The sequence below is a fragment of the Rhodococcoides fascians A25f genome (genome assembly GCF_000760935.2).
Taxonomy (GTDB): Bacteria; Actinomycetota; Actinomycetes; order Mycobacteriales; family Mycobacteriaceae; genus Rhodococcoides.
In genome coordinates this window covers 4,763,690-4,778,870 of sequence record NZ_CP049744.1, presented here as the reverse complement: position 1 = coordinate 4,778,870, position 15,181 = coordinate 4,763,690, and the positions used below count along the sequence as shown (strand labels likewise).

The window sequence follows — 15,181 nt, the reverse complement described above, 5'->3', positions numbered from 1 at the left end:
GTCACATAACCGACGTGTTCTCCGCATTCGCGATCATTCCGCGGTGCATCACCCTGTTTCCGACTACCCCGCTGTGGTCGGCCCGATGCATCACACATCGGTTGTCCCACATCACCAGATCGCCAGGAGCCCACGCGTGCTGCACCACGTTGTCCGCTCGAGTGGAGTGCTCGAACAGGTACCGGATGGTCTCGCGCGTGTCCTCGGAGTTCAATCCGCTGATCGCGACGCATCGGGCGGGTGCCGAGAGCGCGAGTGCAGTGCGGCCGGACACCGGATGTACTGCGAACAAAGGATGCTCGGCAGAGGAATCGCTGTCCGACGCCACCCCGGTCACCCGATGCGTCACCGTACGCCCCGCCAGGTTCTCTTTCGCTGCCGCAGGCAGCGTCTCGTACGCCGAGTACTGGTCGCTGAACTGTGTGCTGCCGCCGGCTGTCGGTACGCACACAGCTCGTAATGCCGTGTACGCGGGGGGATTCGGCACGTACGTCGTATCGACGTGGAACGTCGACTTCGGCGGCGTGGTGCGGCCGATGTTGCTGACGACATTCAGGTCGGGAAATCCCGGGACCGGAGTCTCACCCTCGGTGAACATGAGATCACCGAACCGGCGAAGGAACTCGATGAAGCGTCGGTCGTCCATCGGTTGGTCACGCAGGATCAGTACACCGTATTCGGCCAGCTGCGTTCGCATGTCGTCGACCGAAGCCGAGTCCAGATCCAGACTGCGAATCTCCATTCCCAGCGTCATGATGCCAACTCCTTCACCGACAGTTCCCGGAGCGAGTGCGCGAACAGGCGGTCGATCGTGATGTCCGCTGCCGCGGCCATCACCGCAAGCACACTCGAGGGTGAGTACGAGCAGTAGAGACCGGCTTCGAGGAACCAGGGTTCCCCGTCGGGATCGATGCGGAAATCGAACAGCCCGTAGTGCCGGCAGCCGAGCGCTCGATAGCACGATCGTGCTGCCGCCCAGACCTTCTCGGTGATCGGATCAGAGGTGTCGACTATCCACGCTTTGGTCTGCTGTTTCGCGACCAGGTACAGATCCCCGTCCGCGGTCCGATTCAACTTGTCGGCACTCGTGCGCACGGAGTCGACGGCGTACTCCTCCAGGGGAAGACACACCAGCTCGCCGTCCACCGCGATGATGCCGCAGCGAACCTCGCGTCCTAGCGGGATGTACGATTCCACCAGTGCGGCCGACGAATACGCCAGCGCGTCGCGGATTGCGGAGGCCACAGAGTCGTTGTCCTCGACGAGCGTGACTCCCATCGAGTTGTCCGAGTCGACGGGCTTGACTACGACGGGTAATTCGAGATCGACTGTGCCGCCACTGCGTACCACCACGCCGGCCGGGACGGCGACTCCGGCAGCAGCGACGACGGCACGGGCCAGCGCTTTGTCCGCCGTCATGGCCATGACATCCGGGGTGTTGCCCACGTACGGGACATCCATGAGATCGAACAGGCTGCGGTAGGTCGTCATGCCGGGCAGGCAGAACATCTGCGGCACCATGACGTCGAAGTGCCACGCAGACATGACTTCCACCGCCTGAGCCAAGGACATCTGCGGTGCCGCAGCCACAGTGGCGGAGTCGATCCCGCCGGGAAAGCTCCACAGCCCACCCGGGGAGACGAAAGCCACCTCGAGTTCGTACGCGGGATCGTCTCCGAGCGCGTCGAGGAAGCCCCCCGCGTACACCCGAGACAGATCGCAGTGGAACTCGTCCACCGAAGATCCGACGAGTACCAGGACCGACAGTGCCATCAGTCGCCTCCGTTCTCCACGAGCTTGCCGATGTTGAAGTCGATACGAGACCAGCCGCGACGCGCCGCGAGATTGCGCAACAGCAGGGATGGAATCTGTAGGTGATGCACCAGCAGGTACGGCAGCGGGTCCCAGCCGGTCAGGATTGCGTCCTTGCCGCGAAAAATGGTGCGGAGACGAGGTGCTCGATTGCCCTCGGTGAGCAGACGCCACAGCTCGTGGTAGATCCAGTACGTCGGCCGGGCCGTCGGACGCGGCACGATCATCGGATGATCGTCGTCGAGGTACGCCGCGGCCAGATCGGGATGGTCGTAGAACATCGTGATGGCCGAATGGGTGCGCGGGTTGCATTCGATGGCGTAGACCCGGCCGTCGGCAGCGGACTCGATGAAGTCGAACGACAGCTGCCCGGTGGTATCGAGCGAGGAGACGAATGTGTGTACCCAGCTGAGGATTTCGGGCTTGTCGATCATGTCGTAGTTGACCTGGAAGGCAGACGACACGCAGCAGCCGTACACCTGAAGGCGACCTTCGCGCACCGTGCCGTGTGTGCAGTACTCCTGTCCGGCGATGAATTCCTGCAGGATCCACGGGTCGTCCTCGGTGATGTGCAGGCTCCGGGCGAACGAGGAGTTGCGCTCGGGCGTGTGCGCCGACAACCGCGTCAGATCCATTCGGCCGACCGGGTTGTACGAGATTCGCTTGAGGATGTACTCACGACCCGGCGCAAACTCGAACTCGTCGATCTGGGCGGGGTCGGTGATGCGTCGGAAGTCGGGAACACGCAGTCCCAATGACGCTGCGTGCTCGGAGAATCGGGACTTGTCGTCCACCATTCGCACGACGTCCGCGTCGCCGTGGATCACCTCGCAGTGCGCATCGAGGAGCGTACGTGCGTCCGCGTCGTGAATGCTCGCGGCCGGGCTTGCGACGGGCACGAAGACGTCGACCCCTTCGCGGCGAACGATGTCCAGCAGGGCCTCCGCGTATCCCGGATCACCCGGATCGGGAATGCAATGGAAGCGATCGACAGCGCGAGAAAAACGATGTCCGGTCCAGCGGTACTTCGCCGACTCCACCAGGATCACCCGATGCCCGGCGAGATGGAAGGATCGGGCGAGTTGCAGGGCCTTGGTCATCTTTCCGCCACTGATCAGAATCGTTCTGGGTGAACGGGTTCGATGGGTGGCGGGCCGGGTACCGCGCAGCGCCGCCACCCCCACCACCGCAAGATCGAGCGGAAGGGTGGCCGTGAGGCCGATCAGTGCTGCAACGGTGCGGATCATGTGCGCCGGATCAGCGTCACGCCGTCGCGCAGAGGAATCAGAACCTGTTCCACGCGAGGGTCGTCGGCGACGTAGTCGTTGAATTCGGCGATAGCCCGGCCGTTCTCGCTCGGCTGTGCAGCGTAGGGCTGCCCCTGCAGCAAAGTGTTGTCGACGGCGATCACGGCACCGTCGGAGAGCAGATCGCTCTCGAGCAGATACTCCACGTAGGCGCGATATCCGGTCTTGTCGGCGTCGATGAACACCAGGTCGAACGTCCCGTCCAGTCCGCGCAAGGTGTCGAGCGCAGGACCCACCTGCACCGTGATGGCAGATCCTGCAGTCGATTCCGCGAAGCAGGACTGCGCGAACTCGGCCACGTACGGATCCACCTCGCAGGCGACGACCTCGCCGCCTGCGGGCAGCGCCTCGGCCATCGCCAGCGCCGAGTAACCGGTGAACATGCCGATCTCGAGCACCCGCGTCGCCCGGGTCATGTGTACGAGGAACGCCAGGAAGCGTCCCTCCACATGGCCGGAGAGCATTTCCATCTCCAGGGGGCCGGAACCGGAGACCACGTCACGTGATCTCCAGTCCGCAGAGCGGGTCCGCGACGCCAACGTGGCCAGTGCCGCAGATTCGGAGGTGGTGCAGGTGTCGAGATACGGGTCGAGTCCCGCCGCGAGATCGCGGGCCCGATGCACACGGGTGGTCAGCTCGTCGGTCACCCCGGCGTCGAGTAGCGCGGCAATCTCGCCGAGCTCGCGGGCCAGGATTGTCGTCGGGGTGACCGGTCGCGGCTGCGCAGTCACGGCGTCGGTGCGGTGAACATGTCGAGGCCTTCGCCGGCGCGTGGAAAGTCGAGGCAGATCTTCTTGTGCAAGGTCAGCACATCGGCCAGCTCGTTCGCGTCCAGGTCGTTGAGGAAACGGCAGGTGCCGATCGGGTCGGGTACTGCGGCGCGCAGAATTCCGTCACGGGTCTTGAGGATCGATGCCGTTGCCTCCGAGAGCAACTCGGGTGTCAGGTAGGGGCTGTCGAGCGCCAGTCCGATGCTGCTCATGACGCCCAGCACTCGATCACGGTCGGCACTGGACAGATGGCCTCTCTGTTCGGCGACAGTCGTCGAAAGTGCCATGTCGATATTGATGGCATGACCGTGGAAGAACGGAGCGGGCGGCGTCAGCTCGAGCGTCGGGCTCCACGTGTGGCCGAAGGCGATGACGCGATCGAGGTCGATCTCGTGCAGGTTGGGAGCCTCGAGCTCGAGCATCGTCGCAATGGCCGAGTACGTCAAACGATCTGCCACCGAACGCAATTCGGGTGTCCCGTCGAGGTGGCCGAAGCGAGTACGCAGCAGTTCCGGGCCGTACTGCTCCAGCAACTCGAAGATTTCCAGGTTGCCGACGACGGAGATCTTGATCAGCTCCGCCATCCCGTTGCGCACCTGGTCCTCGGGCAGCGTGCCGAGGAACGAGAAGTCGAGAAGCACCTTCTGTGATGCGTGGTACGCACCGAGCCGGTTCTTGTGCTTGCCGTAGTTCACGGCAACCTTGATCGACACGCTCGCGTCGATCAGGCCGATCAACGTGGTCGGAATGCGGATGTACGGGGTGTTGCGTCGGTAGCTGGCGCATGCGAAACCTGCTACGTCCGTGGTCAATCCACCACCGACCACCAGGACCGGCTCGGTGCGGACCAGGCCGAAGGCGTCGAATTCACCGACGATGCGCTCGAAGGTCTCCAGCGACTTCGCGGTTTCCCTGATCTGTACCGGGACCACCGTCAGCGCGATGTCGTGATGATCGAAGTACGCGCGGATTCGGTCCCCGTAGATCTCGTGGACCGACTCGTCGACGACCATCAGCGCGCGTCCGTACGGACGGTAGCTGTCGGCCAATTCGGTGTTCTCGAGGGCGAAGACACCGTCGACGTAAATCAGGTCGTACTCGATGCGCTCGTATCCCTCGACGCGAAACGACCTGTCCCCGGCAACTACCTGGGCCTGAAGATTGCTCACAATTACTCCTGGGGTGGATGAAGGGTCAGGCCGAGATCAGAGCGCGCACGCGCTCGGGATCGAGTGCATCGACGGTGTCGGTGCCCGAGCCGAACTCGGTGCCTGCAGTGTTCTCGTTCGGGAATGCGACGCACGTGATGCCTGCGGCTGCTGCCGCCGCCGCGCCGCCGGCGTTGTCCTCGATGGCCACACTGTCGGATGCGTTCTCGCCCAACGTCTTCAAAGCGAACTCGTAGGACGCGGGATCGGGCTTGCCTGCGTCCACCGAGGATGCGTCGACGATGACGTCGAAGGAGTCGGCGGTGAGCTCCGGGCTCAGGGCCGCCAGTAATGCATCGATGTTGTCGCGGGACGTGGTGGTCACGAAGCCCACCTTGATGCCGTTCGCCTTGGCGGAGTCGATCGTATCGGCAACGCCGGGACGCGTTTTCACGTCGGATTCGCCGATCAACCGTTGGAAGATCTCCGATTTGGTGGCGTGCACTGCGGCCGCGTCGACCTCGGTGCCCGTATCGGACGCGTATTCGCTGATCCGGTCGGCACCACCGTTCGACCCGAGCATGGAACGGTAGTCCTCACGAGACCAGTTCCAGTTCAGATCATGGGCTGCGAAGGCCTCGTTGAACGAGCGACGTTGCAGTTCGGATGTGTCGACGAGCGTGCTGATCGAGCCGAACAGAATTGCGGACATGGGTGCCTTTCGGAGCGAGAGACGTTGTACCAGTCAATGTCTCGGCATGCGCGATGGGTGAGTTGGTTCGGGGGGTATGCCCCATCGGCACCGAACGGGAAACCTTCGAATTTCTACGGTGTGGCGGGCGGTCCGTGCCGATGGACGGGTGCGGCTAGCACCGTGGGTGTGGAGCGTCCACGCAGCGTCACGGAGCCACCTGTTTTCCAGTGCTTCCTCTCACCCGCGGTTGCGTGATCGAGCACGACCGACGACGTGAGCACATCGGTGTTCGGGTCGTCTTTCGCGAGATCGGTGAGCCGGGCCGCTTGATTGACGGTGTCGCCGATGACGGTGTACTCGAAGCGGGATTCGGCTCCGATGTTGCCTGCGATGACCGGCCCGTACGTCACGCCGATGCCGATTTCGAAGCCGCCGTCGGAGGCGAGGGCGACGGCCAGGGTGCGTGCGGTGCGCAGTGCCGCCGTGGCGGGATCGGGGTGATCGACCGGAGCGCCGAAGATCAGCAATGCGGCATCGCCCTCGAACTTGTTGACGAAGCCGCCGTTACGTTCGCCGTGCTCGACCACCACTGCGAAGAACCGATTGAGAATATCGACCACTGCCTCCGCGGACTCTCGCTCGGCCATCGCCGTCGAACCCACCAGGTCGATGAACAGCACGGCGACCGTCCTGTTCTCGCCGCCGAGGCGTGGAGCACTCGCCAATGCCCGCTGCGCCACGTCGTGGCCCACGTGCCTGCCGAACAGAGAACGCAGTCGCTCGCGCTCGTCGAGACCGACCACCATCTTGTTGAACCCGTTCTGCAAACGGCCGATCTCGGAAGCGTCGTAGACGTCGACGCGGGTGTCCGTCGCCCCTGCTTCGACGCGTTGCATGGCGGAGCTGACCTGCTGTAGCGGGTCCGATACGGAGCGTCCGACCAGAAACATGCCGCCGAATCCGACGACCAGGGCGATAGCGGACAGCGACACCATCGCGGGAGACAGGTCGACCTCGGGTGGGATGACGGTGTCGATCAATCTGCCGAGCCCGATGAGACCGAGACCCAGAATGGGGATGGCCGTGCTCAATACCCAGATGAGGACGACACGCAGCTTGACGCCGAGCGCGACCGTGTCGGTGACCTCACTGACGTCCATCACCGCGGCGGTGACCGGCCTGAGCGTTCGTTCGGCAACCAGATAGCCCAACGAGCAGGTCGCCAACCCGCCGAAGCTGACCGCGATGGCGACGATGATCGACAACGCTGCGCCTGCCGACGCATTGACCGCCACGAACACGGCGACGCCAAGGGCCCACAGCAGAACGTGGACACCGAGCTGACGCAGCGGCAGTCGCACGATGGCGATCGCGGTGTCCTCCGACGGCGTACCGCCGGTATGCAGCCACAGCACGAGCGGCTCGGCGACGCGGAGTCCGAGCACGATTCCGATGCCGATTGCGACCGGCAGATACACGAAGAACGCCAGGTAGTTCCGGTCGGAAAGGATCTCCTCCGAGCCAACGGGCAACGGCAGGATGAACCGCGCCAACACGAACACGATGACCGCCCCGATGGCATTGGCCGACACCATTCCCGCCGCGTAGAGCCGCATCGGGGTGCGGTCGAGGGCGGCGCGTAGAGCTGCGGTCACCGGTGAATCTCCGTTCTGTGGTTGCTCGAACTCCCGGGGCCCGAAAAAAGAATCGGGGCGATTCCGCACGAGTGACTATCTGTGTCGGCAAGTACCTGGTAATCTCCGTAACAGCTAACCACTCCTGTTCGACGATGAAAGGAACGACGGCGATGACCAGCACACTCTCCAGGAACGACGTTCTCGAGCCCGAGGATGTTTCGGCGCGTTTGCTCGATTCAGCCGCCCAGCTCTCGTACGACCCGGCCGAGGAGGTCGACTGGGAGGCCGATCTCGATCCCTCCCTCTACGGCCTCAATCCGGAGTGGAGCACCCTCTACGGCACGAAGTTGTGGGACGAGATGAGCGAGGAGCAGCGCATCACGCTTACTCGCCACGAGGTCTGCTCGATCATGAGCACCGGCATCTGGTTCGAGATGATCCTGCAGCAGATGGTTCTGCGCGATCAGTACTGCAAGGACTCCTCGAACTCGGACTTCCAGTTCGCGCTCACCGAGATCGCCGACGAATGCCGTCACTCGATCATGTTCGCCCGCGCCTGCCAGAAGATGGGTATCAAGGCGTACCTGCCGCGTCGATCGAGCATCGAGCTCGGCCGTGGCTTCAAGGCTCTCGCATCGGCGGAGGTGGCCTACGGCGGCATTCTCGTCGCCGAAGAAGTTCTCGATGTCATGCAGCGTGACTGGATGCGCGGCGAGAACGTGTTGCCGCTCGTGCGCACCACCAGCAAGATCCACGTCGTCGAGGAATCGCGACACATGACCTTCGCGCGCGCACAGATGCGTGAAGACATCGAGGGGAAGAGCCCGGCTCGCCGTAAGGCCAGCGCGTTGGTCGTCGCGATCGCTGCCCGCCTGATCGTGTCGAACATGGTCAACAAGGAGGTCTACGCAGCTGCGGGCCTCGATGTCGACCGCGCCGTGAAAGAAGCGAAGAACAACGCTCATCACCACACGATGATGCGCACCTCGAGCGAGCATCTGATGGCATTTCTCCTCGACTGCGGTTTGGTCACCAAGCCGGCCGAGATGATCTACCGTCGTCTGCACATGCTCTGACCACTCTTTTCGAGGCCGTGAAGGACATCTGAGAAACCCATGCCGTTCGCGATCACGCAGAACTGTTGCAACGACGCATCCTGCCTGTCGGTGTGCCCGGTCAACTGCATTCATCCCACGCCCGACGAGCCGGATTTCGGTAAGACCGAGCTGCTCTACATCGATCCGCGCTCGTGCATCGACTGCGGGGCCTGCGCGGACGCGTGCCCGGTGGACGCGATCACGCGCGTGTCCCGCTTGACGCCGGATCAGCAGATCTACGCCGACATCAATGCCGACTACTACCGCGACAAGCCTGCAGTAGCGGAGTGGGGTGAGCCCAAATTTCCGGTGTCGACGGTCAACGAACTGCCGCCGGTCAGCATCGCCATCGTCGGGACCGGACCGGCCGCCTGCTACACGGCGCAAGCCCTGTTGCGGGTGCCGGGCACCAGGATCACGTTCTACGACCGATTGCACACCGCGGGTGGTCTCGCGCGCTACGGCGTCGCTCCCGATCACCTCGGCACCCGCCGCATCAGTGAGCACTTCCGGGGGATCTTCGCGCATCCTCGGGTCACGATGAAGCTCGGCGTCGAGGTCGGTAAGGACGTCGATCACGTGGAGTTGGCTCGAAAGTTCGACTCCGTCGTTTATGCCGTCGGTGCCGACAAGGACCGAGCGCTCGACATCCCCGGTATCGATCTCGACAATTCCGTCAGTGCACGCACCCTGGTCGGCTGGTACACCGGGCATCCCGACGTCCCCGCCGACGCGATCGACCTCACCGGCGTCGAGCGGGTGACCGTCATCGGAAACGGGAACGTCGCACTCGATGCAGCGCGCATCCTCACCGCAGACCCGGACCGGCTCGACGGTACCGAGATCGCTCCGCATGCACTGGCCGAATTGCGTCGACACCGCGTCACCGAGGTCGTTGTTCTCGCGCGCCGTGGCCCCGAGTTCGCGGCATTCACGCGTTCCGAGTGCAAGGCGTTGGTCGATCGACCGGACGTCGACGTGGTGGTGGCAGGACCGGACGGAATTGTCGACGCTATCGATCGATTGCCGCTGTCTGCCTCGGCGTCGGCGCTGGCCGGGGCCGAGCGCGTCGATCTCGGCTCGCGACCAGGAGTGGAGCCTGCGGAACGACCCGGAAACAACGTAGGGCGTCGCATCGTCTTCGCGTTCGGGCGGGCACCATCCGCCCTGCACGGAAACGGCTCGGTGGAGTCCGTCGAGGTGGGGGTGGGTGAACACGCGGTCACTCTGTCGACGGAGCTGGTTCTGCTCGCGATCGGTTATCGCGGAACTCCGTCGCCGGGCGTCCCGTTCGACGACATCACCGGCACCATTCGCAACGACGGCGGACGGATCACCGCTGCCGACGGCACTCCGGTTCCGGGCAGCTATGTGGTCGGATGGGCCAAACGGGGTGCCACGGGCGGCATCGGCGACAACAAGATCGACGCAGAGGAAACGGCCGAGGCCTTGCTCGCGGACGTCCCGACACGAGGCCCGGCTCGTCCGCTCGGTTGGTACGGCAAAGTGAGCGCCGCTCTCGGTGATCGAGTCTCGCGAGCGCGCTGACCGGCGGTAACTCCGTGTTCTGTTCACTTTGTGTAGCAGTCTGATTCGAGTCTGCGCGATTCGTACGCACGGCGAGCTTCTCGGAGTTACCGTTGAGTATGGCTGAACGGGGGGCCAAGCCCCAGGTTTCTTTTGTAAGACGGACGATGCTGCGCGCAGTCCGATCGTTGTTCAATCCGCTCCGGCCTGACGACTACCTGTCGATGATCAATCCGCTGTGGACCACTCGCGAACTTCGGGGGAAGGTCGAGCGGGTGGTTCCCGAGGGGTCGGAGGCCGTCTCGGTGTACATCCGTCCGGGTTTCGAGTGGCAGGGCCACACGCCCGGGCAGTACGTCCGACTCGGAGTACTCATCGACGGTCGGTACCACTGGCGCGCGTACTCGCTGACATCCGATCCCGACCCTGTCGACGGTCTCGTCAGCGTCAGCCCCAAGCTGGTGCCGTCGGGCACGGTCTCGCCGTATCTGGTGGGCACCATCAGGACCGGCGATATCGTGCGCCTCAGCGAGGTGGAGGGTGAATTCACTCTGCCGAGTCCGGTTCCGGACAAGATGGTGTTCATCAGCGCCGGCAGTGGCATCACGCCGATCATCAGCATGTTGCGCGCCCTCGACCATCACGACCAGGTCCGTGACGTAGTTGTGGTGCACTCGGTGCACAACCGTGAACAGTTGATGTTCGCGGACACGCTGGAGGAATTGGAAGCCAAGCACGACGGGCTGACGGTGAAGCTACGCATCACCAGCGACGAAGGTCGGATGAAGGCGTCGGAACTGGACGAACTGGTCCCGGATTGGCGTGAGCGGGAGTCGTTCTGCTCCGGTCCGGGCGAACATCTGGACGATCTGCGCTCGTACTGGAAGGACCAGGGAGAGTCGGATCGATTCCATTACGAAAGTTTTCAGCCGGTCATCGGCGGCGGAGACGACGCTGGTGAGGGCGGCACCGTCAAGTTCCTCAACAGCAAGAAGGACGTCGAATGCGACGGTGCCACAACGATTCTCGCCGCGGGTGAGGAAGCCGGACTGGATCTGACGTACGGCTGCCGAATCGGCATCTGCCACACATGCGTAGGTACCCTGAAGAAGGGGCGTTTACGTGACCTACGTAACGGGGATATCTCCGAACCTACGGGGCAAGCGGTTCGGATCTGTGTCAACACCGCTGAGGGCGACATCGAAATCGAACTCTGATCTTCCATTCGAACAGGGGAATGTATGTCTATCGACGAAACCACCAGGCGCGTCACCGACACCGATGAGCCGGTGAACCCGCTGGCGCACCTGAGCGACGAGACGATCGCCGAACTCGCCAAGGAGTTCGACGCCATTCACGACGAGGTGTACGCCAGCCTCGGTGACAAGGACCGGAAGTACATCACCTCGGTGATCGCAGCCCAACGTCAGCTGCTGGTCGCAGGCCGCGTGCTGTTGCTCGGTTCCACCAGCAAGCCCGCGTGGCTGGCCGGTACCGCATGCCTCGGAATCGCAAAGATTCTCGAGAACATGGAGATCGGCCACAACGTCATGCACGGCCAGTGGGACTGGATGAACGATCCGGAAATCCACTCGTCGGTGTGGGACTGGGATACCGCGTCCACCGCCAACTCGTGGAAGCACTCGCACAACTACGTGCACCACACGTACACGAACATTCGCGGCAAGGACAAGGATCTCGGTTACGAGATCATGCGTATCGACCCACGTCAGAAGTGGAGTCCCGTCTACCTGGCCCAGCCGTTCTACAACGTTCTGCTGATGGCCTTCTTCGAGTGGGGCGTCGCTCTGCACGACCTTGACATCGAAGCAATTCGCCGCGGTGAGAAGCCGGTCAAGGAACTCGTCGAGGACCTCAAGGGCATCGGCGTCAAGGCACGCAAGCAGTTCGTCAAGGACTACGTGGGCTGGCCGCTGATCAGCGCAGGTGCATTCGCGTTGGCGCAACTGGCGTCGGGCGGTCGTGTGCCGGAGAGCAAGAGGTCTCGGCTGGCGTCCAAGCTGCGTGGGTCGGCTCGGTTCGGCAAGAATCGTAGGACCGCGGCGCTGCTGGACAGTCGGCTCAGCGGTGTCGAGAGCACGTTCCTCTCGACGGTGGCCGCCAACTTCACCGCCAACATCATCCGCAACGTCTGGTCGAACGCAATCATCTTCTGCGGTCACTTCCCGGATCAGGCCTACACCTTCAGCCAGGAAGAGGTCGAGAACGAGACCCGCGGCGGATGGTACGTCCGTCAGTTGGTCGGAGCCGCGAACATCGACGGCGGACCACTGTTCCACCTGATGAGCGGCAACCTGAGCTACCAGGTGGAACACCACCTGTACCCGGATATGCCCAGTACTCGGTACTCGGACGTCGCGCCGAAGATCAAGGACATCTGCGAGCGCTACGAATTGCCCTACAACACCGGACCGTTCTTCCAGCAGTGGGGCATGGTCCAGCGGACCATCGCGCGATTGGCCTTCCCGGGTGGCAAGGTTCGGCCGAAGCCGGGCCCCTACCGTCCCGAGGAGAGCTGGCGTCGGAAGTTCGCCGAGGGTGCCACCAAGGACAGCGAGGCCGCCAAGACTCGCGGTCGCGTGCCGGCAGAGCATCCTGCGGCGGGACCGGAGCACAACTCCGGTGGGGTCGATGTTCAGCCGCCGCCCCGTGGCGACGACTGAGTTTCGTCCGTAGAGAGCTGATAAAGACCGCGGCCACCCGATTACCGGGTGGCCGCGGTTCTTCGATGTTGGCGGTCGGGTCGTGGGCCCTCACGCCATGTCGACATCCTTGGTCTCGATCAATCGCTTGGTGCAGACCAGACTCAGCACCGACAGCAGAGCCAGCATCACGCCGATCGAGATGCTGCCGAACGCGGCCGTGAGCGGTGCGGCAAGCATCGGCGGAATCGCGCCACCGAGAACTCCGGCGAGATTGTAACCCAAACCTGCTCCGGTATAACGGAATCGAGTCTGGAACAGTTCCGGGAGGAGTGCGCCGGTCGGTCCGTATGCAACGCCGAAGATCGCGAGCGTCACGCACATACCGATCACGAACGCTTCCGGTGAGCCCGTGTCGAGCAACGGGAACAGCGCTATCGACCACGGCACCGCGACGATGCACGCCGCCATGATCACGCGCCGCCGCCCGACGCGATCGGAGTAGGTCGCCGAGAGCGCGATCGCGACCCCGAAGATCACCGCAGCGCCTATCCCGGTGACCAACACGAACGGACGGTCGAACCCGAGGGTCTTGGTGCCGTAGCTCGTCAGGTACGCGGTCCCCATGTAGAAGAATGCGAAGAGTGACGCCAATGCACCTGCAGCGGTGATGATTTCGCGCTTCTGGATACGCCACGCGTCGAATATCGGCAGCTTGGTCGGTGCCGATGTCGCCGGAGCTTGCTCCTCGGCGAGCTTGTTGGCCCGAAAGACCGGGGTTTCCTCGATGGCCAACCGCATGTAGAGGCCGATGAGTACCAGGACGGCGCTGAGCAGGAACGGGATTCGCCAACCGTAGTTCAGAAACGTGTCGTTGGTATCGCCCAGTAGCAGTCCCGTCGCCAGGAACGTCGCGCTCGAGAAGATGAAGGCGGCCGATGGTCCCAGTTGGGGGAACATCGCATAGAAGCCGCGCTTGCCCGGCGGTGCGTACTCGGCCGTCAGCAATGTCGCGCCGGCCCATTCACCGCCGACGGCAAACCCTTGCCCGAACCGGAGCAGCACCAAGATGATCGGAGCAGCCACGCCGATCGTTTCGGCACCGGGCAGCAGGCCGATGGCGAACGTGGATACCCCCATCAGCAGCAGCGTCGAGATCAACGTCTTCTTGCGACCGATGCGGTCGCCGAAGTGTCCGAACAGCACGGCACCGACGGGCCTGGCGATGAACGCGACTGCGAACGTCGCGAACGAGGCCACGGTGCCGGCCGTATTGCCGAGCGCTGGGAAGAAGATGGTCGGGAAAACCAATGCGGCAGCGGTTCCATAGATGAAGAAGTCATAGAACTCGATCGTCGTACCGATTCCACTGGCGACAGCGACCCGTCTGACACTGGTCTTGGACTGCACCGCCGGTCTGGTCGGCGTCGAGACACCCGGATCTCCGGGCGAGACAGCGGTCATGGTTCCTCCGTTTTGTCGGGTATCGGGCGAATGTGCGATACCGAATGCGACGAACGGTAGTGATCCGGGTCACCCGCGGAATACCCCCGGATGGGGGGGAACGGCGACCACCTCTCTCCGACCTACTGCCAGTGGGCAGTCTCGACGGCGGCGCGGTAAGTGTTCTCGAGGAAGGCGAGCAGCAGCGCATCGGGGTCCTCGGCGGTGCGCACGGCCTCGTAGGGGAGGACGTACTCGCCGAGATCGCGATCGAAGTACGCGGGAGCAGTGACGGCCGGATGGCTGTCGTAGCCGTCCGGATTCGGGTAGGCGTAGGCGTAGAACGCGCCCTCCGCTGCCCCGCCCGGCCAGAAGCCGGCGCTCGAGACCTCGTCGCTGTAGGCCTCGTGCATCACCCAGTCCGGACAGTTGGGAACACCACCGGGATGCTGTGGGGCAGACCTACCCGAGAAGCGCGTGACGGCGAGATCGAAAGCGCCCCAGAAGAAATGGACGGGGCTGGACTTGCCGCGAAAGTCGGCGCGAAACTCGGAGAACACGCGATGTGCGCTGACGAGGGCACGCCAGAACCTCTCCATCGCCTCCGAGTCGTAGGAGGCGTGTTCGACGTCCTCCGCGAACGGGGTGGCGTGCGGCAGTTCGACAGGCTTTCCCACGATCGTCGCGTCGACCCCGAGTTGCGTGAGCAGGTCGGTGTATTCGGCGAAGAAGTCTGCGACGGTGCGGGGTTCGAGCTTCATGGTCCGGCTCTGACCATCGGTGGTGGCCAGTACCAGTCGGTGGGCGAGGAAGTCGAAACGAATTTCGAGCCCGCGGTCGCCTAGTGGGATCAGCGATGTCGTCAGTCCGGATGCATCGACGTACAGCGCGACTCCCCACCAATGGTTGAGTGCCGGCGACAGTGCCATTCGGGTCTTGCCGACGATCTGGGTCCATAGATGCACCGTGTCGCGAGTGTCGGACCAGCTCTCGATCGGAAGTTCCGGCCACGCGTCGTACGAAGTTGTCATGCGTCGATGATGCACACACAGCCGGGGAGAAGGCCATAGATGTGCTACCTCA

13 protein-coding genes are annotated in these 15,181 nt (G+C 63.5%); 4 read left to right on the top strand and 9 right to left on the bottom strand.

What is annotated here, in order from left to right; translation table 11 throughout:
• Position 1: 1 nt before the first annotated feature.
• The 7 genes from BH93_RS22380 to BH93_RS22350 all read right to left on the bottom strand — a co-directional run bounded on the left by BH93_RS22380 (position 2) and on the right by BH93_RS22350 (position 7,386).
• A complete protein-coding gene (locus BH93_RS22380) occupies positions 2 to 754 on the bottom strand; it encodes a TauD/TfdA dioxygenase family protein (RefSeq protein WP_037172609.1) in 753 nt (250 codons plus the stop codon).
• Positions 751 to 1,773, bottom strand: coding sequence for a D-alanine--D-alanine ligase family protein (locus tag BH93_RS22375; RefSeq protein ID WP_037172607.1), 1,023 nt, complete (start codon positions 1,771 to 1,773; stop codon positions 751 to 753). Before BH93_RS22375 ends, BH93_RS22380 begins: the two co-directional genes overlap by 4 nt.
• Complete coding sequence (locus BH93_RS22370) at positions 1,773 to 3,059, bottom strand: ATP-grasp enzyme (RefSeq protein ID WP_037172605.1); 1,287 nt, start codon at positions 3,057 to 3,059, stop codon at positions 1,773 to 1,775. The genes BH93_RS22375 and BH93_RS22370 overlap by 1 nt, the downstream gene beginning before the upstream one ends.
• Positions 3,056 to 3,850, bottom strand: a complete 795-nt coding sequence (locus tag BH93_RS22365) for an O-methyltransferase (protein ID WP_037154068.1) — start codon at positions 3,848 to 3,850, stop codon at positions 3,056 to 3,058. The genes BH93_RS22370 and BH93_RS22365 overlap by 4 nt, the downstream gene beginning before the upstream one ends.
• Positions 3,847 to 5,058 carry a sedoheptulose 7-phosphate cyclase gene (locus BH93_RS22360; RefSeq protein ID WP_037172604.1) on the bottom strand — a complete coding sequence of 404 codons (1,212 nt, stop codon included), beginning with the start codon at positions 5,056 to 5,058 and terminating at the stop codon, positions 3,847 to 3,849. The genes BH93_RS22365 and BH93_RS22360 overlap by 4 nt, the downstream gene beginning before the upstream one ends.
• A 25-nt stretch (positions 5,059 to 5,083) precedes the next feature.
• A complete protein-coding gene (locus BH93_RS22355) occupies positions 5,084 to 5,749 on the bottom strand; it encodes an HAD-IA family hydrolase (RefSeq protein WP_037172603.1) in 666 nt (221 codons plus the stop codon).
• Between the two features lie 113 nt (positions 5,750 to 5,862).
• Entirely contained in the window at positions 5,863 to 7,386 is a 1,524-nt protein-coding gene (locus BH93_RS22350) for an adenylate/guanylate cyclase domain-containing protein (RefSeq protein ID WP_052064941.1), read from the bottom strand.
• Between the two features lie 152 nt (positions 7,387 to 7,538).
• Here BH93_RS22350 and BH93_RS22345 point away from each other — a divergent pair, with 152 nt between their 5' ends.
• From BH93_RS22345 to BH93_RS22330, 4 genes are all read left to right on the top strand, one after another.
• On the top strand, positions 7,539 to 8,444 hold the full coding sequence (locus tag BH93_RS22345) for an AurF N-oxygenase family protein (RefSeq protein WP_032405699.1): 906 nt from the start codon (positions 7,539 to 7,541) through the stop codon (positions 8,442 to 8,444).
• 39 nt (positions 8,445 to 8,483) lie between these two features.
• Entirely contained in the window at positions 8,484 to 10,013 is a 1,530-nt protein-coding gene (locus BH93_RS22340) for an FAD-dependent oxidoreductase (RefSeq protein WP_037172601.1), read from the top strand.
• Between the two features lie 98 nt (positions 10,014 to 10,111).
• A complete protein-coding gene (locus BH93_RS22335; protein WP_037172600.1) occupies positions 10,112 to 11,209 on the top strand; it encodes a ferredoxin reductase in 1,098 nt (365 codons plus the stop codon).
• A gap of 24 nt (positions 11,210 to 11,233) precedes the next feature.
• Entirely contained in the window at positions 11,234 to 12,676 is a 1,443-nt protein-coding gene (locus BH93_RS22330; protein WP_037154059.1) for a fatty acid desaturase family protein, read from the top strand.
• Between the two features lie 90 nt (positions 12,677 to 12,766).
• Here BH93_RS22330 and BH93_RS22325 read toward each other — a convergent pair whose 3' ends face one another.
• Together BH93_RS22325 and BH93_RS22320 are read right to left on the bottom strand one after the other, a co-directional pair.
• Complete coding sequence (locus BH93_RS22325; protein WP_037172599.1) at positions 12,767 to 14,119, bottom strand: MFS transporter; 1,353 nt, start codon at positions 14,117 to 14,119, stop codon at positions 12,767 to 12,769.
• A 122-nt stretch (positions 14,120 to 14,241) separates the two neighbouring features.
• Positions 14,242 to 15,129 carry a DUF5996 family protein gene (locus BH93_RS22320; RefSeq protein WP_032376299.1) on the bottom strand — a complete coding sequence of 296 codons (888 nt, stop codon included), beginning with the start codon at positions 15,127 to 15,129 and terminating at the stop codon, positions 14,242 to 14,244.
• Positions 15,130 to 15,181: the final 52 nt, after the last annotated feature.